This window comes from Variovorax sp. FW301-JW7 (genome assembly GCF_058788795.1).
In genome coordinates this window covers 342,947-364,946 of sequence record NZ_JBYTBC010000005.1, presented here as the reverse complement: position 1 = coordinate 364,946, position 22,000 = coordinate 342,947, and the positions used below count along the sequence as shown (strand labels likewise).

The window sequence follows — 22,000 nt, the reverse complement described above, 5'->3', positions numbered from 1 at the left end:
ACCAGGAGACAAGACCATGACCACCCGACGCCAATTCACGGCGGCGCTCGGCGGCACCGCCGCGCTCGCCGCATTGCATCCCCTTGCCGCACTCGCCCAGGCGGTGCAGCAGCAGGTGAAGATCTATTACGGCTTCCCGGCCGGCAGCGCGGGCGACAGCGTGGCCCGCCGCGTGGCCGACAAGCTGGGCAACACGCCCTTCACCGCCACCAACCCGGTGGTCGAGAACAAGCCCGGCGCGGGCGGGCGCATCGCGCTCGACACGCTCAAGACCTCGCCGGCCGACGGCGCGGTGCTGTGCCTCGCGCAGGCCTCGGCGCTGTCGATCTACCCGCACATCTACACCAAGCTCAGCTACGCCATCCCCGACTTCGCGCCCATCTCCATCGGTGCCGTGATGACGCACGGCCTGGCCGTGGGCCCGATGGTGCCGGCCAGCGTGAAGACGCTGAAGGACTACATCGCCTGGGCCAAGGCCAACCCCGGCCAGGCCAGCTACGGCTCGCCGGGCGCGGGCTCCACGCCGCACTTCCTGGGCGCGCTGCTGGGCCTGAGCACCGGCACCGACCTGCGCCACGTGCCCTACCGCGGCTCGCTGCCCGGCATCAACGACGTGGTGGGCGGCCAGATCGCCTCGTGCCTGACACCCGCCGGCGACTGCCTGCCCTTCGCCAAGGCCGGCAAGCTGCGCGTGCTCGCCACCTCGGGCGCGCAGCGCCCGGCCTACCTGCCCGACGTGCCCACCTTCACCGAGCAGGGCTTCCCGGAAATCGTGGCTGACGAGTGGTTCGGTTTCTTCGCGCCGGCGAAGACGCCGGCCGCGACCATCGCCGTGGCGAGCACCGCGATCCAGGCCGCGCTGAAGGACAAGGCCGTGGCCGACGGCCTGCTGTCGGTGGGCCTGATCGCGCACGGCTCCTCGCCCGAGGAGATGAAGAAGTCGCTGCAGTCCGAGTACGAACGCTGGGGTCCGCTGGTCAAGAAGATCGGCTTCACCGCCGAGTCCTGAGCCCCATGCATTACCAGCCTCGCCCCGAAGACGCTCGCTTCCTGTTGAACGCGGTGCTCGATGCGCCCACGCGCCTGCGTGCCCTCGCGCCCTTCGCGGAGGTCGACGCGCCGCTGCAGTCGCAGGTGCTCGAAGAAGCCGCGCGCTTCGTCGGCGAGGTGATCGCGCCGCTGAACCGCGAGGGCGACGAGGTGGGTTGCCGCTTCGACGGCGGCGAGGTCGTCACGCCACCGGGCTTTCGCGCGGCCTACCAGGCCTTCGTGGACGGCGGCTGGCCGGCGCTCTCCGCCGCCACCGAAGACGGTGGCCAGGGCCTGCCCGCGGTGCTCGAAGCCATCCTCTACGAATGGCTCAGCGCCGCGAACCACGGCTTCACCATGGCGCCGGGGCTGCTGCACGGCGCGTACACCTGCCTCAAGCACCATGGCAGCGACGAGTTGAAGGCGCGCTATTTGCAGAAGATCGCGACCGGCGAATGGCTCGCGACCATGTGCCTGACCGAAGCCCATGCCGGCAGCGACCTCGGCCAGGTGCGCACGCGCGCCACGGCGCAGGCCGACGGCAGCGTGCGCGTGAACGGCAGCAAGATCTTCATTTCAGGCGGCGAGCACGACCTCACGGCGAACATCGTGCACCTCGTGCTGTGCCGCCTGCCCGATGCACCGGCCGGGCCCAAGGGCCTGTCATTGGCGCTCGTTCCGAAGCGGCTGCCCGACGGTGCGCGCAACGCGGTGCACTGCGAGCGCATCGAAGAAAAGATGGGCCTGCACGGCAGCCCGACCTGCACGATGCGTTTCGACGACGCCACCGGCTGGCTGGTCGGCGAGCCCGGTCGCGGGCTGGCCGCGATGTTCGTGATGATGAATGCGGCGCGCCTGCATGTGGCGCTGCAGGGCATCGGCCTGCTCGACGCCGCGTGGCAGAAGGCCGACGCCTACGCCGCCGAGCGCCGCCAGATGCGCGCGCCCGGCCCTGTGCCCGCCAGCCGCGGCACCGAAGCGGCCGACCTGATCGCCGAACACCCGGCCGTGCGCCGCATCCTCGACACGCAGCGCGCCTGGATCGAGGGCTCGCGCGCACTGGCCTACCGCAGCGCGCTGATGCTCGACATCGCCACGCACGACAGCGACCCCAAGGCCCGCGAGCGCGCGCAGCGCTGGTGCTCGCTCGTCACGCCAGTGCTCAAGGCCGCCTGCACGCACCAGGCCTTCCACGGCGCGAGCGACTGCCTGCAGGTGTTCGGCGGCCACGGCTACGTGCGCGAATGGGGCGCCGAGCAGGTGGTGCGCGACGCGCGCGTGACCATGATCTACGAGGGCACCAACGAGATCCAGGCCATCGACCTGCTGGTGCGCAAGGTACTGCCCGACGGCGGCGCGGCGCTGTCGGCCGTGCTGCTCGAGTTGCGCGACACGCTCGACGCCTCGCGCGAGGCCGATGCCGACGTGCAGCGCCGGCTGGCGCAGCTGCGTTACCTCGGCACCACGGTGGCGATGGCGGCGCACGCCAACCCCGTGCTGCCTTACGAGGTGGCGGACGACTTCCTGCGCGTGACGGCGCTCACGCTGATGGCGTGGGCCTGGGCCCGCATCGAGGTGGCCGCGCCCGATGATGCGGATCGCGTTCGCGCCGCGGCGGCCTTTCGGCGCTGGGTGCTGCCGGAGTTCGAGATGCGCCTGGGCATCGTCAAGCGGGCTTGTGAGGGTGTCGCACTGGCGCATTCCGCACAAGAGGCGTCACGCTAGTTGTTCGAGAAAGCAACGCGCGGTTACGCTCGCCGCATGCCCCCTTCTCCCGCGAAAAAGCCCTCCGCCAGGATCGACACCGCCGCCGCCACGCCCTCCCCCCGGTCGGACCGGCTCGACGCCCGCGTGCTCGAAGGGCTGGTCGGCTACAACGCCCGGCGCGCCTGGCTGATCGTGAGCACCGTGTTCGCCGACCGCATGGCGCCCTACGGCCTCAAGCAGATCGACTTCTCGGTGCTCTCGCTGCTGGCGCACAACCCGGGCGCCACCTCGCGGCAGCTGTGCAACACGCTGGACATCCTGCCGCCCAACCTCGTGAGCCTGGTGGCCACGCTCGACGGCCGCGGCCTCATCGAGCGCCGCCCGCACCCGTACGACGGCCGCGCCGTCGGCCTGCACCTCACGCCGACCGGCGAGACGCTGATCCGCGAGGCCGAGCAGGCCGTGGTGCAACTGGAAACCGAAGCCAGCAGCCGCCTGAGCACGCGCGAGCGCGAGACGCTCATCAAGCTGCTGCAGAAGATCTATCTCTGAGCACTGAGCACTGAGCACTGAGCGCGGCAATTACAGCCCTCGCTCCACCATGTCGATCAGGCGCTGTCCGAGCGCATGCGTGGCCGTGGCGTCGACCCCGCGCAGCGGGCCGTCGATGATGAGCAGCGCCAGCCCGTGCACCGCCGACCACGCGAGGTATTCGGCATCGGGGCGCCGCGCCGGGTCGAGCACGCCCGCATCCACGAGCCGGTCGATGGCCGCGCCCAGCAGCTGGAACGGGTCGAGCCCGCTGGCGCCCGCGCCGTCGGCACCGACATCGCCCTGCGCCTCTTCCGACACCACGAAGGCCGTGCGGAACAGCCCCGGCTGCGCCTGCGCAAAACGCAGGTAGGCGGTGCCGATGGCGCGCACCTGGGCGCGCGCGAAGTCGGCGGGCGGCTGGTCGCAGGGCAGCACGGCGAGTTCGCTTTCCATCGCCTTGGCCGCCTCCGACAGCGCCGCGGCGCGCACCGCCAGCAGCAAGTCGTGCCGGCTGGCGAAGTGGCGGTAGGCCGCGTTCGGCACCACGCCCACGCGGCGCGTGGCCTCGCGCAACACCACCGCATCGGGGCCACCGTCCCGTGCCAGTTCGATGCCCGCATCCAGCAGCGCACGGCGCAGATCGCCATGGCGGTAGGTGCTGCGCGCGGGCGGCAGGCTTTCGGGCACGTTGTTGAGCTTCATTGCTTCTCCCATGTGGACACTGTCCATTATCTCTGCTATTCTTTGTGGACGGTGTACACAAAGTAATTCCATTGTTTTCGCGCAGACCCGCTGTGCCCGTGAACCAACCGAAAGGAAACGCCATGAAAGTCCAGTCTTACCTGTCCTTCGAAGGTCGTTGCGACGAAGCGATTGCCTTCTACAAGAAGGCGCTCGGCGCCGAAGTCGTGCAGCTGATGCGCTACAGCGAGGCGCCGGCCAGCGGCGGCCCCGAAGGCAACCCCGAAGCCGGTTGCGCCGGCGGCATGCCCAGCCCCGAGAAAGTGATGCATTCGGTGGTACGCGTCGGCGACACCGAACTCATGCTGTCCGACGGCAGCTGCTCGGGCCACGCGGAGTTCAAGGGAATCATGCTGTCGCTCACCGCGAACAGCGACGCCGACGCCCGCAAGTGGTTCGACGCACTGGCCGACGGCGGCCAGGTGATCCAGCCGCTGATGCCGACCTTCTTCACCTCCAGCTTCGGCATGCTCAGCGACCGCTTCGGCGTGGGCTGGCTGCTGGTGGTGGCCCCGCCCGCCGCGTGATGCGCGAGGGCTTGCTCTTCCTTCTTCTCACACGTTTTTCATCATGCTCAAGACCATCGTCCTCGCCGTGCTCGCGCTGATTGCCGCGCTGCTCATCTACGGCGCCACGCGGCCCGACAGCTTCCGCGTCGAGCGCACCACGCGCATCGATGCACCGGCCGAAAAAATCTTTCCGCTGATCGACGACTTCCACCGCTGGGGCGCGTGGTCGCCCTACGAAAAGCTCGACCCGGCCATGAAGCGCAGCTACGGCGGCGCCGCCAGCGGCAAGGGCGCGACCTACGCCTGGGAAGGCAACAGCAAGGCGGGCGCGGGCACGATGGAAATCACCGAGTCGCAACCGGCGTCGAAGGTCGCGATCAAGCTCGACTTCATCAAGCCCTTCGAAGGCCACAACACGGCCGAGTTCACGCTGCAACCACAGGGCGGCGCCACGCAGGTCACCTGGGCCATGTACGGCCCGAGCCCCTACATGGCCAAGCTCATGGGCATCTTCTTCGACATGGACCAGATGATCGGCAAGGACTTCGAGGCGGGCCTGGCCAATCTGAAGAGCGCCACCGAGAAGTAGACGCCTCTTTCCTCCATCGACTCACCTCACTCATTCAAGGAACTCTCATGTCCCCCATCAACGCTTACCTCACGTTCGACGGCAACGCTGCCGAGGCCATGCGCTTCTACGAGAAGACGCTGCGCGGCACCATGCAGATGATGATGACCGTCGGCGAAGCGCCCGGCACCGAGCAGATGCCGGCCGACGCCAAGAAGCGGATCATGCATGCGTCGCTGGTCTACGGCGACGGCATCCTCATGGCCTCCGACACCATGCCGGGCCAGCCCTTCGACGGCATGAAGGGCTTCGGCGTGGCGCTCACGCTCGACACCGTGGCCGAAGCGCGGCGCATCTTCGACGCCTTCGCCGACGGCGGCTCGATCGGCATGCCGTTCGAGAAGACCTTCTGGGTCGAAGCCTTCGGCATGGTGACCGACCGCTTCGGCACGCCATGGCTGATCAACGGCGGCAAGCCGCTGGTCTGACCTTTTTCTTCTTCCTCATCGTCCTGTCTGCAGGAGCTCACCTTCCATGACCGAAACCCTCGACAACCGAAAGCGCTGGCTCGCCCTGATGGTGCTGTGCCTGGGCGTGCTGATGATCGTGCTGGACACCACGATCGTGAACGTGGCGTTGCCTTCGATCCGCACCGACCTCGGTTTTTCCGAGACGTCATTGGTCTGGGTGGTGAACGCCTACATGCTGACCTTCGGCGGCTTCCTGCTGCTGGGCGGGCGGCTGGGCGACCTGTACGGCCACCGCCGCGTGTTCCTCGCGGGCCTGGTGCTGTTCACGCTGGCCTCGCTGGCCTGCGGGGTCTCGACCTCGCAGGGCCTGCTGGTGGCAGCGCGCGCGGTGCAGGGCCTGGGTGGCGCGGTGGTGTCGGCCGTGGCGCTCTCGCTGATCATGAACCTGTTCACCGAGCCGGCCGACCGCGCCAAGGCGATGGGCGTGTACGGCTTCGTGTGCGCGGGCGGCGGCAGCATCGGTGTGCTGCTGGGCGGCCTGCTCACGAGCACGCTGAGCTGGCACTGGATCTTCCTGGTCAACCTGCCGATCGGCGTCGCGGTGTATGCGCTGTGCGTGGCGCTGCTGCCCAATGCACGCGGCCATGCGCATGGCGAGAAGCTCGACGTGGCCGGCGCCATCACCGTCACCTCGTCGCTGATGCTGGCGGTGTACGGCGTGGTCAACGGCAACGAGGCGGGCTGGGGCTCCACGCAGACGATGGGCCTGCTCGGCGCGGCCGTGGTGCTGCTGGCCGTCTTCATCGCCATCGAGGCGCGCGTGCAGCATCCGCTGATGCCGCTGGGTTTGTTCAAACTGCGCAGCGTGTCGGTGGCCAACGTGGTGGGCGTGCTCTGGGCCGCGGCCATGTTCGCGTGGTTCTTCATCTCGGCGCTGTACATGCAGCTGGTGCTGCAGTACACGCCGATGCAGATCGGGCTGGCCTTCCTGCCGGCCAACGTGATCATGGCGGTGTTCTCGCTGGGCCTGTCGGCCAAGATCGTGATGCGCTTCGGCATCCGCAAGCCGCTGGCGGCGGGGCTGTGGCTCGCGGCCCTCGGGCTGGCGCTGTTCGCGCGCGCGCCGGTCAACGGCAGCTTCGTGCTCGACGTGCTGCCCGGCATGGTGCTGCTGGGCCTGGGCGCGGGCATGGCCTTCAACCCGGTGCTGCTGGCGGCCATGAGCGAGGTCGACCCGGCCGACTCGGGTCTGGCCTCGGGCGTGGTCAACACCGCCTTCATGATGGGCGGCGCCCTGGGCCTGGCCGTGCTGGCCAGCGCCGCGGCGGCACGCACCACCGCCATGGCCACCGCCGGCGCGCAGACGCCGCTGGCGCTCACCGGTGGCTACAACCTGGCATTCCTGGTCGGCGCCGTGTTCGCGGCGGCGGCGGGTCTGATCGGGGTCCTGCTGCTTCGCCCGGCTGCGCCGGGGCACACCCAAAACAACAACAGCAACGAAGCAGCGTCGGCCCCGGGCGCGGCGGGCAACACGGCGTCGTCGTGAACGCGACGGCGCCATGCAGCCCCCGCTTTTCTTTCTTCAACGGTTCTACACACTCTTCAGGAGAACAGACATGGCTCGTTATGTGGACGGATTCATCGTCGCCATTCCCACCAAGAACGTCGAGGCCTACCGCAAGCTCTCGCGCAAGTCCGGAAAGATCTGGATGGAGCACGGCGCGCTCGAGTACGTGGAATGCATCGCCGACGACGTGAAGCCCGGCAAGCTCACCTCGTTTCCGCAAAGCGTGAAGCTCAAGGCCGACGAGACCGTGGCCTTCTCGTGGATCACCTACAAGTCGCGCAAGCACCGCGACGCGGTGAACAAGAAGGTCTTCGCAGACCCGCGCCTGGAGGCCATGATGGACATGAAGAACCTGCCGTTCGACGGCAAACGCATGATCTTCGGCGGCTTCAAATCGATCGTGGAACTTTGACTCGCCCCCAGGCTTCGCGCACTGCGTGTCGCTTCTCCAACCCCCTACCGGGGGCAACACCTGAGGCCCGGCAAAGCCGGTTCCTCGGTGTTTCACGAAGGGGCCTGGCCTGCGGCCGGCCTCAGGCCAGGAAGCCGTCGTAGACGAGCTTGAGGCCTGTCAGCAGCATGCCCAGATAGACGAAGCGATAGAACCACGTCGCATCGATGCGGCGTGCGATGCGGATGCCGATCCACACGCCCAGCGGTGCGATCGGCATCAGCACGAGCGAGGTGGCCAGCGTGCGAAAGTCGAGCAGGCCGAGCCACGCATAGGGAATCCACTTGCTGAGATTCACCACGAAGAAGAAGTAGGCCATCGTCGCCGTGAACACCACGGGCTTGAGCCGCAGCGGAATCACGTAGGCATTGATCGGCGGCCCGCCCGCATGCGCGATGAAGCTGGTGAAGCCCGACACGGTCGTCAGCACCGCGCCCACCGCGCGCGACGGCAGCGGGTCGTTGGGCTTGGGCGGAAACAGCAGGCGCTGCGCCAAAAACACCAGCGTGAACACACCCACGATGCCCGCCACCGTGTGGGCCGACAGCACGCGAAACAGCAGCGTGCCGATCACCGTGCCGACCAGCCCGAACGGAATCAGGAACTTGAGCAGCGAGCGGTCGAAGTCGCGCCGGAACGCGGCCAGGCCGAGCAGGTCCATGAGCAGCAGCAGCGGCATCAGGATCGCCGCCGCCTGCGGCACGGTGACGGCCAGCGCCATCATCGGCACGGCCAGCGACCCGAATCCGGCGCCGAAGCCGCTCTTGCTGATGCCGAGCAGCAGCACGGCGGGGACGGCGACCGCGTAGAACGACGGGTCGGTGATGAGGGGAAAAACCATGGGGAAACCAGCAGCGCAGAAAAAAGCCCGCCAGGGGCAGGCGGGCCGTCCGGGAGCGTAGCAGGAAGCCCGGTTGCCTGCCGACGGCCGGCCACGCCTCGCGGGACAACCCGCTTGACAGCGTTTTAGAGATTTATGACATTTATGATCATAAATACCCGAAACGCAGATGCCCCCTTCCCAACCCAAGCCTTCGCTCACGCGCGACAAGCGCGTGAAGCGCTCCGACCAGGTGGTCGACAACATCAAGCGCTGGGTCGTGCAGACCCAGCAGCAGGTCGGCAACAAGCTGCCGCAGGAGAAAGAGCTGATCGAGCAGCTCGGCGTGTCGCGCGGCACGGTGCGCGAGGCGCTGGCCGCGCTGCAGGTGCAGGGGCTGGTCGCGATCAGCACCGGTCCCAACGGCGGCGCCACGCTCACGCAGGCCTCGTACGAACAGTGCCTGCAGGCGGTGTCGAACTTCCTGTACTTCCAGCCGGTCGACATCACGATGCTGTACGCGCTGCGGCGCGTGGTCGAGCCCGAGCTGGCCGCCAACGTGGCCACGCGCCTCACCGAGGCCGACCTGGCCGCGCTGGAAGCGCTGATCGGCCACAGCCACCCGGCGCACGGCGGCAGCGCCGACTGGAACGAGCGCCGCGAGGCCGACCTGCTGTTCCATGACCGCCTGGCCGAGGCCTGCAGCAGCCCCTTCCTGGCGCTGGTGTGCCGCCTGCTCAACGACGTGATCCGCCGCGTGATCATCGTGCGCAACGCGCTCACGGAGTTCGACCAGTTCGACGAGGAGATCGTCGACAGCCACACCGAACTGCTCGACGCGCTGCGCGCCCGCGACCCCGCGCGTGCGCGCGAGGTCATGCGCGTGCACATGGAACACGCCGAAGCCCTGGCCCTGGAGGCCGAATCCCGCGTCGATCGCGGCAGCCTGCTCATGAAGAAACCGACCGGCTGACGCCTGCGCGGCGCGGGCTGATCCGCCGCCGCCTTCTTCCCCCTGCTCTCTCTTGCCTTCACCCCGGTTGCGCCGGGGTGCGGGGTTTCCTTTGCCTGAACTTTCCTCGAGACCTCCCATGACTGCATCCCCCGCCCTCTGGCAGCGCAGCGCCACCGACCTCGCCGACGCCGTGCGCCGCCGCGAGCTGTCCTGCCGCGAAGTGACGACCAGCGTGCTCGCGCGCATCGCCGAACTCAACCCGCGCCTCAATGCCCTGGCCGAGGTGCTGGCCGACGAAGCCCTGGCCAGCGCCGACGCCGCCGACGTACGCACCTTGCGCGGCGAGCCGCTGGGCCCGCTGCACGGCGTGCCGGTGAGCATCAAGGTCAACGTCGACCAGGCCGGCCACGCCACCACCAACGGCGTGATTCCGCTGAAGGACCACATCGCCCGCGAAGACGCGCCGGTGGTGGCGCACTGGCGCAGCGCAGGCGCCGTCATCGTGGGGCGCAGCAACACCGCGACCTACTCGTCGCGCTGGTTCACCGACAACGGCGTGCACGGCCGCACGCTGAACCCGTGGGACGCGGCCATCACCCCCGGCGGCTCCAGCGGCGGCGCGGCCTCCGCGGTGGCCGCCGGCATGGGCGCGCTGGCGCATGGCAACGACATCGGCGGCTCGATCCGCTACCCCGCGTACGCCTGCGGCGTGGCCGGCCTGCGCCCCACGGCCGGCCGCGTGCCGGCCTTCAACCCGAGCGCGACCAGCGAGCGCGGCATCACGCCGCAGCTCATGTCGGTGCAGGGGCCGCTGGCGCGCAGCATCGCCGACCTGCGACTGGGCTACGAAGCCATGGCGCGCCCCGACGCGCGCGACCCGAACTGGGTGCCGATGCCGCACGAGCTGCCGCGCCCCGCCGGCCCGATCCGCGTGGCGCTGTTCAAGCGCACGCCGGGCATCCCGGTCGACCCGGCCGTCACGCAGGCGCTGGACGACGCCGCGCGCTGGCTGCAGCAGGCGGGCTACGCGGTCGACGAAGCCGAGCTGCCCTGCTTCGGCGAGGCCGCGGCCCTGTGGCGCACGCTGATCGTGGACGACACCCGCCGCAACATCATCGCGGGCGTCGAGCAGCACGGCGACGAGCTCATGCGGCGCAGCCAGCGCTACCTGCTCGAAGGCATGGCCGAGACCGACCGCGACGGTTTTCTGGATGCGCTCGCGCGGCGCCAGGCGCTGCTGCGCAGCTGGTCGGTGTTCATGCAGACCCATCCGCTGGTGCTGATGCCCGTGTCGTGGCAGCGCCCCTGCCCGCAGGACGAAGACGTCGCCAGCCTGGAGCGCGCCCGCGCCCTCATCGACGCCCAGAGCCCGCTGCTCGCAACCGCCGCGCTGGGCATGCCCGGCCTCGCGGTGCCCACCGGCATGGCCGGCAGCGCGCCCATGGGCGTGCAGCTGCTGGCCTGGCGCTTCCGCGAAGACCTGCTGCTGGAGGCCGGCCAGGCGATCGAAGACGCGGCGCGCTTCAAGCCGCTGGTCGCGCAGTGACCTTTCTTTTCCCGTTCTTCCAACGATTCCAACCACCCGGAGACTTTCGATGACCCCCTTCACTTTCCCCACCGGCGCGGCGCTCTCGCGGCGCGGCCTCATCCGCGCGGCAGCGGCCACGGGCCTGGGCGGCCTGCTGCCGTACGGCGCGAACGCGCAGCCGGCGGTCAACCGCCTGATCGTGCCCTTCCCGGCCGGCGGCCCGGCCGACTTCATGGGCCGGCTGCTGTCCGAAAAGCTCAAGGACGAGCTCGGCCGCCCCGTCATGGTCGACAACCGCCCCGGCGCCGGCACGCGGCTGGCCGCCGAGGTGCTGAAGAACAGCCCCGCCGACGGCACCACCATGCTGCTGGCGCCGGTCGACCCGATGTTCATCGGCCCCGCCATCTACGCCAACATGCGCTTCAACCCGGCCACCGACTTCAAGCCCGTGACCGACGTGAGCGGCATCCAGTTCGGCCTGGCCGTGAGCGCCGCCTCGCCGGTGAAGACGCTGGCCCAGTTCGTCCAGGCCGCCAAGGCGAACCCCGACCAGGGCTCGATCGGCATCACCACCGTGGGCTCGCTGCTGCACTTCCTGGCCATGGACTTCGTGGCCCTGTCGCGCAGCGGCGCCACCCTGGTGCCTTACCGCGGCGGCGCGGCCATGGTCACCGAGCTGATCGGCGGCCAGGTGGCCTCGGGCATGGACGCCACCACCACCCTCACCGAGTACCACCGCGCGGGCAAGCTGCGCGTGCTGGCCGTGGCCGGCGACAAGCGCGCCGACGGCCTGCCCGACGTGCCGACCTTCGCCGAGTCGGGCTACCCGACGCTCGTGGCCTCGTCGCGCTACGTGCTGTACGCCCACGCCAACACGGCGCCCGCCACGCTGGCGCAGTGGAACCGGGCCGTGCGCAAGGTGCTGGCCCTGCCCGACGTGCGCGAAAAGCTGGGCCGCGTGGGCTACGACCTGCTGCCCGGCGCCTCAACCGAAGAGGTGGTGCGCTACACCGACGCGCTGGCCGCACGCTGGCTGCCGGTGATCAAGGCCTCGGGCTACAAGGGCGACTGAGGCCCGGCAGCAGCGACCCAACCGCCGAAAAGTGTGCGTAAACGCACCGACCGGCGGCGGCGGGGCTCTCACACTGGCATGGCAACCGCCGCAGTCCGCGGCGGCCTTCTTCCTTTTTTCTTCCACTCAAGGATTCGCCATGAACACCCAGGCTGCCCCGATCGCCTCCGCCGCTTCGGCGTCTTCCTCCTCGTCGTTCCTTGCCACGCCCGCGGCCCGCGACGACGCCGGCAAGCTGGTGCTGCGCGTGTCGGTCGGCGTGCTGATGCTGCTGCACGGCATCTTCAAGCTCTCGGCCGGCGTCGGCTTCATCAGCGGCATGCTGGCCAAGGCCGGCCTGCCGGGCGGGCTGGCCTACCTCGTGTTCGTGGGCGAGATCGTCGCGCCGCTCTTGATGATCGCGGGCCTGTGGACGCGCGCCGCCGCCGCCGTGGTGGTGATCAACATGCTCTTCGCCTTCGGCCTCGTGCACATGGCCGACCTGTTCGCGCTGACCAAGCAGGGCGGCTGGGCGCTGGAGCTGCAGGGCCTGTACCTGTTCGGCGCGCTGAGCGTGGCGCTGATGGGCGCCGGCCGCTACAGCGTGGCGGGCCCGAACGGCCGCTGGAACTGATCTAGTCGCCGCGCACCTGCGACACCATCAGCGCGAGGCGATCGGCATCGGCCACCACCAGCGCCTTGCCGTCCTTGCGCAGCACGCCGCCGCGCACCAGCGTGTTGAGTTCGCGGGTCACCTGCTCGCGGTTGGTGCTGATCTGGCTGGCCAGCGCCGCGTGCTTGGGTGCGGGCTCCAGCCGGGCCTCGTTGCCGTCGATGCCGGCCTCGCGCGCCAGGCGCAGCAGCTCGGCATGCAGGCGGTTCTGCACGCCCAGCGTGCTCAGGTCGATCACCCGCTCCGACAGCTGCCGCACCAGCGCGGCCAGCCGCTGCATCACGCGCTCGGCCACCAGCGGCTCCTCGCGCAGCAGCGCCAGGAAGGCCGCGCGGTCCAGGCTGGCGACCACGCAGGGTTCGAGCGTGACCACGTCGGCCGAACGCGGCCCGCCGTCCAATGCGGCGATGTCGCCGAAATGCGCGCCGGCCTCCGAATCGCGGAAGGTCACCTGCCGGCCGTTGGCCGCGTAGGTCGTCACGCGCACGCGGCCCGACACCAGCAGGAACACCTCGCCCTGCAGGTCGGCGCGCAGCATCAGCGGCTTGCCGGCCGCCACGCTGTGCCACAGGCACTGGCGCGCCAGATGGTCGAAGCGGTCGTCGGACAGGCCTTCGAGCAGCGCGATGCGGCGCAGCGCGAGGCTGGAGCGGGGGGTGGGTTCGGGTAGGGCCATGCCGGTGGTCATCGAGGCGCGCGCATTATGCTCGGGTGCCGCTTCGAACCCGTTCATGGACAGACGTTCCCCTCCTTCGCCTTTTTTGCTGAGAACGCCGACACGGCGCAACCTCCGCTGGGCGAGCGGGCTGGTGCTGATGGCCTACATCACGGCGCACCTGCTGAACCATTCGCTGGGCATCGTCTCCTTCGCCGCGGCCGAAACCGTGCTGCGCGGCGTGCAGAAGTTCTGGCACAGCCTGCCCGGCACGCTGCTGCTGTACGGCGCCGCCCTCACCCACCTCGTGCTCGCCGTGGCCGCCCTGTGGGAACGCCGCACCCTGCGCATGCCGCCGCTCGAAGGCCTGCGCGTGCTGCTGGGCTTTGCGCTGCCGCTGCTGCTGGCCACCCACCTCACCGCCATGCGCGGCGCCTGGCTGGCCTACGGCATCGAGGGTTCGTACGTGCGCGTGGTCTGGGGCCTGTGGGACCTGGCTGGCGCGGGCGCGCAGCTGGGCATGATGCTGGCCGCCTGGGCCCACGGTTGCCTCGGCCTGCACTTCGCGCTGCGCGTGCGCCCGCTCTACCGGCGCCTGTTCGCGCCGCTGCTCGCGGTGGCCGTGCTGCTGCCGGTGACCGCCGCGATGGGCTTCGTGTCGATGGGGCGCGAGTTCCAGTGGACCGGCGTGCCGCCTGTCGTGCTGCCGACGCCCGACCAGGGCCGCGCGCTCAACGCCGCCGAGACCAACCTCAAGCTCTACTACGCGCTGGCGCTGCTGGCCCTGCTCGCGGCCTACGCGGCGCGCAGCCGCCTGGCCCGGCGCGCAAGCGGTGCCACCGTCGCGCTGCGCTACCCCGACCGCACCGTACACGTGCCGCCCGGCTGGAGCGTGCTCGAAGCCAGCCGCTCGCACGGCATCGCGCACGTGTCGATCTGCGGCGGACGCGCGCGCTGCTCCACCTGCCGTGTGCGCGTGAGCGGCGCGCCCGAACACATCGGCACGCCGGGCCGCGACGAGCAGCGCACGCTCGAACGCGTGCGCGCCCCGCACGACGTGCGGCTGGCCTGCCAGCTGCGCCCGCGCGGCAGCATCGAGGTGACGCCGCTGTTCGCGCCACTGCCACGCGAAGGCCGGCCCGCACCGGTCGGCCGCTTCGGGCACGAGCGCGACGTGGCGATTTTGTTCGTCGACCTGCGGCGCTGGTCGGGCCTGTCGGAGCGGCAGTGGCCCTTCGACCTGGCCTACGTGCTCGACCGCTACTTCGCCATCGTGGGCGCCGCCGTGCGCGAGAGCGACGGCGTGCCCAACCAGTTCATCGGCGACAGCGTGATGGCCATCTTCGGCCTCGAGAGCGACCTGCCCACCGCCTGCCGGCAGGCCCTGCACGCCACCCAACTCATCGGCGAGCGCATGGACGCATGGAACGTCGACTTCCAGGCCCAGTTCGGCCAGCACCTGGACTTCGGCATGGGCCTGCACGCCGGACGCGCGGCCGTCGGCGAGGTCGGCTACCTCGAGACCACCACCTTCACCGCCATCGGCGAAGTGGTCAACACCGCGAGCCGCCTGCAGGACCATTCCAAGACCGCCTCGGCGCGGCTCGTGGTCTCGCAGTTCACGGCGCAGCAGGCCGGCGCCGAAGCAACGCTGGGGCCGGTCGACACGCTGAACGTGCGCGGGCGCTCCGAGCCGCTGGCCGTGATGTATTCACGCGCAGCAAAAGCGCCCTGAGCACCACCTGCCGGATTCGGTGCGCAAACGCACAGCGCCTTCCGTGATGCGGTTTCACACTGCAGCTTGTGGCAACGACGACTGTCCGCCGCCCACAGACTCAAGGGAAATCTCATCATGAACAGCAAGCAACTCCTCGCCATTTCCACCGCCGCCTTCGCCCTGCTGGGCACCGTGGGCGCGGCCCACGCCGAAACCTATGAAGGCGTGCACGCCATCACCTCGGCCGCCAGCCGTGCCGACGTGCGCACCCAAGCCGTCGCCGCCGCGCGCAACGGCAACGAATACTCCGACGCTGCCGCCGAAGGCACCGTCGCCGTGACCTCCACGCTCGACCGCCAGGCCGTGCGCGACCAGGCCGTGGCTGCTGCCCACAACCCGCTGCAAAGCCTGGACCGCCGCGCCTTCTACCGCGACGAAGTGCCCTCTGCCTACAAGAAGCCGGCCGTGAGCTTCACGCGTCAGGCCGGCCTGTAATCACGACGCCACCTGCACCCGCGCCGCGCGCCGGCCTGCGCCTTCTTCGGTGATCGTGAAGCGCACCGGCAGGAAGCGCTCGATCACCGCGCAGTTCGTGCGCGTGTGCGGCGTCACTTCGCTGCAGGTGAACGCGCCCGACTGCCCCGGTTGCCGGAACACCGCCAGCGCCAGCAGCAGCGCCAGCTGATCGGCCAGGTGCGGCCCCACGGCCGCATCTTCATGCTTCTGGAACGCGCGCACCTCCTTCAAGAGACCGTGCGCCACCTGCTCCGCGCTCAGCGTCTTCTCGCCGAAGGCCGTGAACACCTCGGTGAGGTGTGCGTAGGCCAGCGTCACCAGCAGCGCATTGCCCGGACCTTCGTTCTGGCGCGTCGGCACCGTGCGCAGCTGCTCGGCTTCCACCGACCAGCCCATCGCCGCCCCCACCGTCTCGAGTTCGCGCGCCGCCACATGGCGCGGCAGGCCGGGCGCCAGGCACTCGGCATGGCCCGCCAGCAGTTGGCCGCGCGACAGCAGGTCGAAGGCCTGCAGTCGCGCGCCTTCCGCCGCCGGCACGATCGTCGCGTCCACCTCGCCACCACCGGCCGGATAGAAGCCGCAACGGCGCAGCACCAGCTGCAGGTCGCCGCCGAGGCGACGCACCAGCGGCGCGAACGCACGCTCCAGAAAGTGGAACGGCGGCGCCATCGGGTTGTGCGTGCCACCGCTCAGCCGCAGCCGGCTCACCTGGCCCGCGGGTTGCAGCAGCAGCGGCGGCAGCACCGTCTGCAGCACCAGCATGCAGCTGCCCGCGCCGGCGATCGCAAAACGGTAGTCGCCCGCGCGCACCGGCCCCGGCACGAAGCGCAGCGACTGCGAGCCCAGCTCGGCACCTTCGACCTGCGCGCCGCTGATCTGCGCCGCGGCATGCACGCACGCCAGGTGCTGTCGCATCAGGCCCGGCTTGGCCCGGCCCGCGCGGATCTTCGCGATGGCCAGCGTCCGGCCCGTGACCATCGACAGCGCGAGGCCGGTGCGCAGGATCTGGCCGCCGCCTTCGCCTTGGGAGCCGTCGAGTTCGACGGCATCGCGTGCTCGTTGTTCTTCTTGTGCTTCCGTCATCGGGAAAGTCTTTCTTTCTTGTTCAGTCGTTTGTCGTTGTTCTTGTTCGCGCGGTTCCGAGCCGGCAAGCGCGGCAGCGCACCGCCGTACTGTGGATGCTGCCGAGCGCCACCTCGTACCACCACTTCTGCTGCTTGGCCGTCCACACCTCTTGCGCGCCGCGGTCGCGGCAGGTGAACGCCTTGTCGACGTAGAAGGTGGGCAGCGGGCCGTAGGTGTTGTTGTGCGCGGCCAGCAAGGCCGTGTCGGCCGCGACCATGCCTTCGGCGCGCAGCAGGCGCGCATCGACCTGGCGCTGCTGCAGTGCCACGGCGCGCGCGGCGCGTTCAAGGCGGTGCGCCTTGATCTCGGCGCGGCGTTGCTTGTTGCTCTTCATGGCCTGTTTCTCCAACGATCGGCCGGGGCGCACGCCAACGGCCTTTGTCTAACCCTTCACGCAAACCACCTGCTTGAGCGTGTAAACCACCTCCACCAGGTCCTTCTGTGCCTCCATCACCGCGTCGATGTCCTTGTAGGCCATCGGGATCTCGTCGATCACGTCGGCGTCCTTGCGGCATTCGACGCCTTCGGTCGCGGCGATCTGGTCGGCGACGGTGAAGAGCTTCTTGGCTTTCGTCCGGCTCATCTTCCGGCCCGCGCCGTGGCTGCAGCTCATGAAGCTCTCGGGGTTGCCCTTGCCGCGCACGATGTAGCTCTTGGCGCCCATGCTGCCGGGGATGATCCCCAGCTCGCCGAGCTTGGCGCTCACCGCGCCCTTGCGGGTCACGAGCACGTCCTGCCCGAAGTGCGTCTCGCGGCTCACGTAGTTGTGGTGGCAGTTCACCGCTTCCACATGCGCCTCGAACGGCTTCGTGATGACCTTGCGCGCGGCCGCGACCACGCGCTGCATCATCACTTCGCGGTTCGCCCGTGCGAACTTCTGGGCCCAGCCCACCGCACGCACGTAGTCGCCGAAGTACTGGGCGCCTTCCTCGAAGTACGCCAGGTCCTGATCGGGCAGGTTGCGCTGGTGCAGCTGCGCGTCCTTCTTCGCGAGTTCGATGAAGTGCGTGCCGATGGCATTGCCCACGCCACGCGAACCCGAGTGCAGCATGAACCACACGGCGCCCGCTTCGTCGAGGCAGACCTCGATGAAGTGGTTGCCGGTACCCAGCGTTCCCAGGTGCTTGTGGTTGTTCGTGTTCTTGATGCGCGGATGGTCCTCGCAGATCAGCTCGAACTCGTCCACCAGCTTCGCCCACGCCGCATCGGTTTCATCGGGCGGCGTTTCCCACGAACCCTTGTCGCGGCCCATGCGCTTGGGGTTGCTTCCGTGCGGCACGGCCTTCTCGATCGCCGAACGCAGCGGGCCCAGGTTGTCGGGCAGGTCGCGTGCGTTGAGCGTGGTCTTGCAGGCCATCATTCCGCAGCCGATGTCCACGCCTACGGCGGCGGGGATGATGGCCTTGAAGGTCGGGATCACCGAACCCACGGTCGCACCGATGCCGTAGTGCACGTCGGGCATGGCCGCGATGTGCTTGAACACGATGGGCAGGCGCGCGGCGTTCTCGAGCTGCTTCTGCGCCTCGTCTTCCACGGGCACACCGTTCGTCCACATCTTCACGGGGACGCCGTTGGCAACTTCATGCAGTTTGTAGTTCGTCATTTTTCTTTCCTCGCTATCTCTATCTATTCTTCACACTCGTTTGGTGGACACGGCGGGATTCGAACCCGCATCAATACGGCGACCGTGGTGTTTGAATCCAGCGGCCCAGTCGACGATTGGAAACGCGCGCCAGTGACAGACCCGTCATCGGAGCCAGCACCTGCATCCTCAACCTTGCTCGTCGACCGACTTGCCCGCCGTACCTGGTCTTAGCCAGGCTGCCGGCAACTTCAAGCATTCTTGGCAGTGGCGCTCCCTTCTGTGCCTGCGTGCCCGTGTCTCTTTCTCTTTTCTCCACCGCTCAGGACCCGTTCGGCCGCAGCGTCACGAGTCCGTTGAGCACCTGGTCCAGCCCGCCGACCACCGAGATCTTGTCGATGCGCTCGGCCACGCGTTCCAGCGTCTCGAGTTCCTTCATGCGCAAGGCGACGGGGTTGCCCTCCATCACCTTGGCCGTGTTCAGCAGCGAGCGCGTGGCCGCGGTTTCCTCGCGGCGGCGGATCACGTTGGCCTGGGCCGACTTCTCGGCCTCCACCACCTGCGCGAGGATGGTCTTCATCTCGCCCGGCAGGATGATGTCCTTCACGCCCACGCTCTCCAGCACCAGGCCCGAACCCTCCAGCCGCTCACGCACCTGCGCCAGCACCGTCTGGTCGATGGCGGACTTGTTCTCCAGCAGCGCGTCGAGCGTCTGCTCGCCCACCGCCGCGCGCAGGCCGAACTGCAGCTCGCGGTACACATGCTCGGCCGGCTTGGGCATCTGCGCCAGGGCCTGGCGCACATCGGCGAAACGCCACACCGCCGACAGGTTCAGCCGCAGCCCCACCTTGTCGCGGGTCAGGATTTCCTGGCCGCTCACTTCCGCGATCTGCGAGCGCAGGTCCACGCTGGTCACGGCCACCTGCCGGTTGAAGCGCCAGAAGCCGTGGTTGCCCGGCGGCAGCAGCGCCTGCATCTGGCCTTCGAGGGTCAGCACGCCGGCGTGGAACTCGGGCACCTGCACCAGCAGCACGCCTTCGAGCCCCTGCACCGCACGCGGACGCAGCGCCACGCTCTGCAGCTTGGCCAGCAGCTCGGCCGGCAGGCGTGCATCGGCGGCCACGTCGATCACGTCGACGCGCTGCTCGCGCAGGCCGCGCCAGTAGAGCTTGCGGGTGGCGGGCGGCAGCACCTGCACCAGCACGCCGTCTTCATGGCGCAGGCCGACCTCGGTCTCGCCCAGCGACACCTGCACGAACTCGCGCTGCACCAGCTGCGGCTCGCGCGCCAGGAAGTAGTCGGCCAGCTCGTGCTCGAAGGCCGGCTCGGCCAGCGAGAAGCGCTCGAGCTGCACGGTGTCGAAGCCCGTGAACACACGGTGCTTGCCGGCGGCATACAGGCCCTCGAAATCGCCGTTGCGCAGCAGCAGCACGCGTTCGTTCTTCTTCACGGTGAATTGGGTGAATCCCAGCATTTTTTCTTCCTCTCTCTTCTTCTTCGTTGCGGTTGTCGTTCGTCTACGTTTCGTGTCGGGGCCCACGAAGGGCAGGCGGCGGGCACCGTGGCTTGCGAGGTCAGCAACGCAGCGGTCGACGGGTCGGTGCGGTGGCGCGGCCACTCGGGCTACGCCATCGCCTCCTTCTGCGTCGATGGCTGCATGCGGTTCCTTGCAGAACGCGCGATGCGCAAGCCGCCTGCACTGGCACGGTGTCGCTCGGCCGGGCCCTGCCCTGCGCCTCGCTCCGGTGTGCCGGGGCGGTGGGGCTTTCGCCCCCATCAAAGCGGCGGTGCGAACACCGCCGAAGGTTGTTTGCGGGAATCGAACCCGCCACGACGCGTGATTAGCACGGTGCTCCACCATGAGCAGACTGGATCAAGTCCAGTGACCAGCACAGTTCAACAGCGGCATACCGCGGACCCAAGAACAGGTCTGGCCTGCGGCACCGGGCCGCTTTCATGCGGCACCTGGGAGCGGATGAACTGCATCCGGACAGGTTCTCTATTGCAGCGAGCGTGCCAACTTGCGCGCACGGCGCCTGAAAACAGGGCGATGGCGATGCAAGTCATTGACCTGCAAGGGAAATTTCTTCTTCGCCCGATGTGACACGGCGCCCATCCCTTGCTAGCATTCGGATAATTTGTAGAATTTCAGCTAGTCTTTTATCCATGAAGCCCATCGTCGTCATCGGTTTCCTCGGCACCCAGCTCGATGCCGGCCAGGGCGCGGGTCGCTGGCACAAGTGGCGCCCCACGGTCTCGCTCGCGCAGCACGACGACATGGTGGTGGCGCGCATCGAGCTGCTGCACACGCGCAAGCACACGGCGCTGGCCGAGCTGGTGAAGGCCGACATCGCCGCCGTGTCGCCCGAGACCACCGTCCACCTCGTGCCCTTCGACCTCGAAGACCCGTGGGACTTCGGCGAGGTCTACACGCGCCTGTACGACTGGGCGCGCGCCTACCCCTTCCAGCCCGAGCGCGAGCAGTACTGGACGCACATCACCACGGGCACGCACGTGGCGCAGATCTGCATGTTCCTGCTGTCGGAATCGCGCGTGGTGCCGGGCGTGCTGGCCCAGACCTCGCCGCCGCGCAAGCAGCGCCAGGGCGACGCCGGCAAGGTCGCGCTGATCGACCTCGACCTGTCGCGCTACGACCCGATCGCGCGCCGCTTCGACGCCGACCAGCGCGACGCGGTCGCCTTCTTGAAGAGCGGCATCGCCACGCGCAATGCGCGCTTCAACGCGCTCATCGACGAGATCGAGCGCGTGGCCGTGCGCTCGCGCGCACCCATCCTGCTGGTGGGGCCGACGGGCGCGGGCAAGTCGTTCCTGGCGCGCCGCATGTTCGAGCTGAAGCAGGCGCGCCACCAGGTGACGGGGCCGTTCGTCGAGGTGAACTGCGCCACGCTGCGCGGCGACGGCGCGGCCTCCACGCTGTTCGGGCACAAGAAGGGTTCGTTCACCGGTGCGGCGAGCGACCGCGCGGGGCTGCTGCGCACCGCGCACCAGGGCGCACTGTTCCTCGACGAGATCGGCGAGCTGGGCCTGGACGAACAGGCGATGCTGCTCAAGGCCATCGAGGAAAAACGCTTCTTCCCCGTGGGCGCCGACAAGGAAGTGGAGAGCGACTTCCAGCTCATCGCCGGCACCCACCGCGACCTGCGCCGCGACGTGGCACAAGGGCGCTTTCGCGAAGACCTGTTCGCGCGCATCAACCTCTGGACCTACGACCTGCCCGGCCTCGCACAGCGGCCCGAGGACATCGAGCCCAACCTCGACCACCTGCTGGCCCTGCACGCGGCCGAGAACCACCGCGTGGTGCGCTTCAACGCCGAGGCGCGCACGGCCTACCTGCGCTTTGCGCAGAGCAGCGAGGCGCTCTGGCGCGGCAACTTCCGCGATCTGTCGGCGAGCGTGACGCGGCTTGCCACGCTGGCCGACGGCGGGCGCATCGCCGTCGCGCTGGTTGAGGCGGAGATCGCGCGGCTGCGCTGGCTGTGGAAGCATGAGGGCATGGGCACATCGGTGGCTGCGGCGGGCGACGACGTCGACCTGGAAGCCTTGCTCGGCGAAGAGAAATTCGCCGCGCTCGATCTGTTCGATCGCCTGCAGCTCGAAGCGGTGGTGCGCGTGTGTCGGCCGGCGCGCAGCTTGTCGGAGGCGGGGCGCCAGCTGTTCCAGGCCTCACGGACGCAGCGCAGCGTGGTCAACGATGCAGACCGGCTGCGCAAGTACCTAGCCAAGATGGGGCTGGACTGGGGCCGGATTTCAACGCTTGCGAAGCACTGAGGAGAACCTGTCC

General features: G+C 69.1%; 22 protein-coding genes. 15 read left to right on the top strand and 7 right to left on the bottom strand.

Features of this window, described 5'->3' with window-relative positions; genetic code table 11:
• The first annotated feature begins 16 nt into the window (after nt 1-16).
• Genes AC3WQM_RS16845 through AC3WQM_RS16835 form a run of 3 tightly spaced genes read left to right on the top strand, consistent with a single transcriptional unit; the run spans nt 17 to nt 3,288 of the window.
• Nucleotides 17-1,009, top strand: a complete 993-nt coding sequence (locus AC3WQM_RS16845; RefSeq protein WP_447746960.1) for a Bug family tripartite tricarboxylate transporter substrate binding protein — start codon at nt 17-19, stop codon at nt 1,007-1,009.
• Nucleotides 1,010-1,014: 5 nt separating this feature from the next.
• Nucleotides 1,015-2,754 (top strand): acyl-CoA dehydrogenase family protein, encoded by a 1,740-nt coding sequence (locus AC3WQM_RS16840; protein ID WP_492680278.1) that lies wholly within the window; start codon nt 1,015-1,017, stop codon nt 2,752-2,754.
• Nucleotides 2,755-2,790: 36 nt separating this feature from the next.
• Nucleotides 2,791-3,288 (top strand): MarR family winged helix-turn-helix transcriptional regulator, encoded by a 498-nt coding sequence (locus tag AC3WQM_RS16835; protein ID WP_492680276.1) that lies wholly within the window; start codon nt 2,791-2,793, stop codon nt 3,286-3,288.
• Nucleotides 3,289-3,318: 30 nt separating this feature from the next.
• On the opposite strand, the gene AC3WQM_RS16830 is transcribed toward AC3WQM_RS16835, so the two are convergent.
• A complete protein-coding gene (locus tag AC3WQM_RS16830; protein ID WP_492680274.1) occupies nt 3,319-3,972 on the bottom strand; it encodes a TetR/AcrR family transcriptional regulator in 654 nt (217 codons plus the stop codon).
• A 122-nt stretch (nt 3,973-4,094) separates the two neighbouring features.
• Between AC3WQM_RS16830 and AC3WQM_RS16825 the strand changes: the two genes are divergently transcribed.
• The 5 genes from AC3WQM_RS16825 to AC3WQM_RS16805 all read left to right on the top strand — a co-directional run bounded on the left by AC3WQM_RS16825 (nt 4,095) and on the right by AC3WQM_RS16805 (nt 7,537).
• Nucleotides 4,095-4,538, top strand: coding sequence for a VOC family protein (locus AC3WQM_RS16825; protein WP_492680272.1), 444 nt, complete (start codon nt 4,095-4,097; stop codon nt 4,536-4,538).
• Between the two features lie 43 nt (nt 4,539-4,581).
• A complete protein-coding gene (locus AC3WQM_RS16820) occupies nt 4,582-5,109 on the top strand; it encodes an SRPBCC family protein (protein WP_492680270.1) in 528 nt (175 codons plus the stop codon).
• 47 nt (nt 5,110-5,156) lie between these two features.
• Nucleotides 5,157-5,576 (top strand): VOC family protein, encoded by a 420-nt coding sequence (locus AC3WQM_RS16815; RefSeq protein WP_492680268.1) that lies wholly within the window; start codon nt 5,157-5,159, stop codon nt 5,574-5,576.
• Nucleotides 5,577-5,622: 46 nt separating this feature from the next.
• Nucleotides 5,623-7,104, top strand: a complete 1,482-nt coding sequence (locus AC3WQM_RS16810; RefSeq protein ID WP_492680266.1) for a DHA2 family efflux MFS transporter permease subunit — start codon at nt 5,623-5,625, stop codon at nt 7,102-7,104.
• 70 nt (nt 7,105-7,174) lie between these two features.
• The gene (locus AC3WQM_RS16805; RefSeq protein ID WP_492680264.1) at nt 7,175-7,537 is read left to right on the top strand and encodes a DUF1428 domain-containing protein; all 363 of its coding nucleotides are present in this window, start codon (nt 7,175-7,177) and stop codon (nt 7,535-7,537) included.
• Between the two features lie 121 nt (nt 7,538-7,658).
• Here the strand turns inward: AC3WQM_RS16805 and AC3WQM_RS16800 are convergent, their stop codons facing one another.
• Nucleotides 7,659-8,417 (bottom strand): sulfite exporter TauE/SafE family protein, encoded by a 759-nt coding sequence (locus AC3WQM_RS16800; protein WP_492680262.1) that lies wholly within the window; start codon nt 8,415-8,417, stop codon nt 7,659-7,661.
• Nucleotides 8,418-8,586: 169 nt separating this feature from the next.
• On the opposite strand from AC3WQM_RS16800, the gene AC3WQM_RS16795 reads away from it, so the two are divergent.
• The 4 genes from AC3WQM_RS16795 (at nt 8,587) to AC3WQM_RS16780 (ending at nt 12,564) form a co-directional block, all read left to right on the top strand.
• Nucleotides 8,587-9,369: a FadR/GntR family transcriptional regulator gene (locus tag AC3WQM_RS16795; protein ID WP_070061946.1), complete on the top strand. Its 783-nt coding sequence runs from the start codon at nt 8,587-8,589 to the stop codon at nt 9,367-9,369.
• 118 nt (nt 9,370-9,487) lie between these two features.
• Entirely contained in the window at nt 9,488-10,897 is a 1,410-nt protein-coding gene (locus AC3WQM_RS16790) for an amidase family protein (protein WP_492680260.1), read from the top strand.
• Nucleotides 10,898-10,946: 49 nt separating this feature from the next.
• Nucleotides 10,947-11,951, top strand: a complete 1,005-nt coding sequence (locus tag AC3WQM_RS16785; RefSeq protein WP_139699961.1) for a tripartite tricarboxylate transporter substrate-binding protein — start codon at nt 10,947-10,949, stop codon at nt 11,949-11,951.
• A 139-nt stretch (nt 11,952-12,090) separates the two neighbouring features.
• A complete protein-coding gene (locus tag AC3WQM_RS16780) occupies nt 12,091-12,564 on the top strand; it encodes a DoxX family protein (protein WP_062479555.1) in 474 nt (157 codons plus the stop codon).
• Between the two features lies 1 nt (nt 12,565).
• Here the strand turns inward: AC3WQM_RS16780 and AC3WQM_RS16775 are convergent, their stop codons facing one another.
• Nucleotides 12,566-13,291, bottom strand: a complete 726-nt coding sequence (locus AC3WQM_RS16775) for a Crp/Fnr family transcriptional regulator (protein WP_492680386.1) — start codon at nt 13,289-13,291, stop codon at nt 12,566-12,568.
• 43 nt (nt 13,292-13,334) lie between these two features.
• On the opposite strand from AC3WQM_RS16775, the gene AC3WQM_RS16770 reads away from it, so the two are divergent.
• Nucleotides 13,335-14,993 carry an adenylate/guanylate cyclase domain-containing protein gene (locus AC3WQM_RS16770; protein WP_492680258.1) on the top strand — a complete coding sequence of 553 codons (1,659 nt, stop codon included), beginning with the start codon at nt 13,335-13,337 and terminating at the stop codon, nt 14,991-14,993.
• Between the two features lie 117 nt (nt 14,994-15,110).
• A complete protein-coding gene (locus tag AC3WQM_RS16765) occupies nt 15,111-15,470 on the top strand; it encodes an alpha/beta hydrolase (protein ID WP_492680256.1) in 360 nt (119 codons plus the stop codon).
• Here the strand turns inward: AC3WQM_RS16765 and rtcA are convergent, their stop codons facing one another.
• The 4 genes from rtcA to AC3WQM_RS16745 all read right to left on the bottom strand — a co-directional run bounded on the left by rtcA (nt 15,471) and on the right by AC3WQM_RS16745 (nt 19,672).
• Nucleotides 15,471-16,574 (bottom strand): RNA 3'-terminal phosphate cyclase, encoded by a 1,104-nt coding sequence (gene rtcA / locus AC3WQM_RS16760; RefSeq protein ID WP_492680254.1) that lies wholly within the window; start codon nt 16,572-16,574, stop codon nt 15,471-15,473.
• Between the two features lie 22 nt (nt 16,575-16,596).
• On the bottom strand, nt 16,597-16,950 hold the full coding sequence (locus tag AC3WQM_RS16755) for a zinc-ribbon domain containing protein (protein WP_492680252.1): 354 nt from the start codon (nt 16,948-16,950) through the stop codon (nt 16,597-16,599).
• A gap of 48 nt (nt 16,951-16,998) precedes the next feature.
• A complete protein-coding gene (locus tag AC3WQM_RS16750) occupies nt 16,999-18,219 on the bottom strand; it encodes an RtcB family protein (RefSeq protein ID WP_307589349.1) in 1,221 nt (406 codons plus the stop codon).
• Nucleotides 18,220-18,520: 301 nt separating this feature from the next.
• The gene (locus AC3WQM_RS16745; RefSeq protein ID WP_492680250.1) at nt 18,521-19,672 is read right to left on the bottom strand and encodes a slipin family protein; all 1,152 of its coding nucleotides are present in this window, start codon (nt 19,670-19,672) and stop codon (nt 18,521-18,523) included.
• 692 nt (nt 19,673-20,364) lie between these two features.
• Between AC3WQM_RS16745 and rtcR the strand changes: the two genes are divergently transcribed.
• A complete protein-coding gene (gene rtcR / locus AC3WQM_RS16740; RefSeq protein WP_492680248.1) occupies nt 20,365-21,987 on the top strand; it encodes an RNA repair transcriptional activator RtcR in 1,623 nt (540 codons plus the stop codon).
• Nucleotides 21,988-22,000 lie beyond the last annotated feature (13 nt).

Bases quoted from the DNA above. Each gene is read 5' to 3' on its own strand.
- AC3WQM_RS16845 (WP_447746960.1), top strand. From the start codon at position 17: ATGACCACCCGACGCCAATTCACGGCGGCGCTCGGCGGCACCGCCGCG.
- AC3WQM_RS16840 (WP_492680278.1), top strand. From the start codon at position 1,015: ATGCATTACCAGCCTCGCCCCGAAGACGCTCGCTTCCTGTTGAACGCG.
- AC3WQM_RS16835 (WP_492680276.1), top strand. From the start codon at position 2,791: ATGCCCCCTTCTCCCGCGAAAAAGCCCTCCGCCAGGATCGACACCGCC.
- AC3WQM_RS16830 (WP_492680274.1), bottom strand. From the start codon at position 3,972: ATGAAGCTCAACAACGTGCCCGAAAGCCTGCCGCCCGCGCGCAGCACC.
- AC3WQM_RS16825 (WP_492680272.1), top strand. From the start codon at position 4,095: ATGAAAGTCCAGTCTTACCTGTCCTTCGAAGGTCGTTGCGACGAAGCG.
- AC3WQM_RS16820 (WP_492680270.1), top strand. From the start codon at position 4,582: ATGCTCAAGACCATCGTCCTCGCCGTGCTCGCGCTGATTGCCGCGCTG.
- AC3WQM_RS16815 (WP_492680268.1), top strand. From the start codon at position 5,157: ATGTCCCCCATCAACGCTTACCTCACGTTCGACGGCAACGCTGCCGAG.
- AC3WQM_RS16810 (WP_492680266.1), top strand. From the start codon at position 5,623: ATGACCGAAACCCTCGACAACCGAAAGCGCTGGCTCGCCCTGATGGTG.
- AC3WQM_RS16805 (WP_492680264.1), top strand. From the start codon at position 7,175: ATGGCTCGTTATGTGGACGGATTCATCGTCGCCATTCCCACCAAGAAC.
- AC3WQM_RS16800 (WP_492680262.1), bottom strand. From the start codon at position 8,417: ATGGTTTTTCCCCTCATCACCGACCCGTCGTTCTACGCGGTCGCCGTC.
- AC3WQM_RS16795 (WP_070061946.1), top strand. From the start codon at position 8,587: ATGCCCCCTTCCCAACCCAAGCCTTCGCTCACGCGCGACAAGCGCGTG.
- AC3WQM_RS16790 (WP_492680260.1), top strand. From the start codon at position 9,488: ATGACTGCATCCCCCGCCCTCTGGCAGCGCAGCGCCACCGACCTCGCC.
- AC3WQM_RS16785 (WP_139699961.1), top strand. From the start codon at position 10,947: ATGACCCCCTTCACTTTCCCCACCGGCGCGGCGCTCTCGCGGCGCGGC.
- AC3WQM_RS16780 (WP_062479555.1), top strand. From the start codon at position 12,091: ATGAACACCCAGGCTGCCCCGATCGCCTCCGCCGCTTCGGCGTCTTCC.
- AC3WQM_RS16775 (WP_492680386.1), bottom strand. From the start codon at position 13,291: ATGACCACCGGCATGGCCCTACCCGAACCCACCCCCCGCTCCAGCCTC.
- AC3WQM_RS16770 (WP_492680258.1), top strand. From the start codon at position 13,335: ATGGACAGACGTTCCCCTCCTTCGCCTTTTTTGCTGAGAACGCCGACA.
- AC3WQM_RS16765 (WP_492680256.1), top strand. From the start codon at position 15,111: ATGAACAGCAAGCAACTCCTCGCCATTTCCACCGCCGCCTTCGCCCTG.
- rtcA (WP_492680254.1), bottom strand. From the start codon at position 16,574: ATGACGGAAGCACAAGAAGAACAACGAGCACGCGATGCCGTCGAACTC.
- AC3WQM_RS16755 (WP_492680252.1), bottom strand. From the start codon at position 16,950: ATGAAGAGCAACAAGCAACGCCGCGCCGAGATCAAGGCGCACCGCCTT.
- AC3WQM_RS16750 (WP_307589349.1), bottom strand. From the start codon at position 18,219: ATGACGAACTACAAACTGCATGAAGTTGCCAACGGCGTCCCCGTGAAG.
- AC3WQM_RS16745 (WP_492680250.1), bottom strand. From the start codon at position 19,672: ATGCTGGGATTCACCCAATTCACCGTGAAGAAGAACGAACGCGTGCTG.
- rtcR (WP_492680248.1), top strand. From the start codon at position 20,365: ATGAAGCCCATCGTCGTCATCGGTTTCCTCGGCACCCAGCTCGATGCC.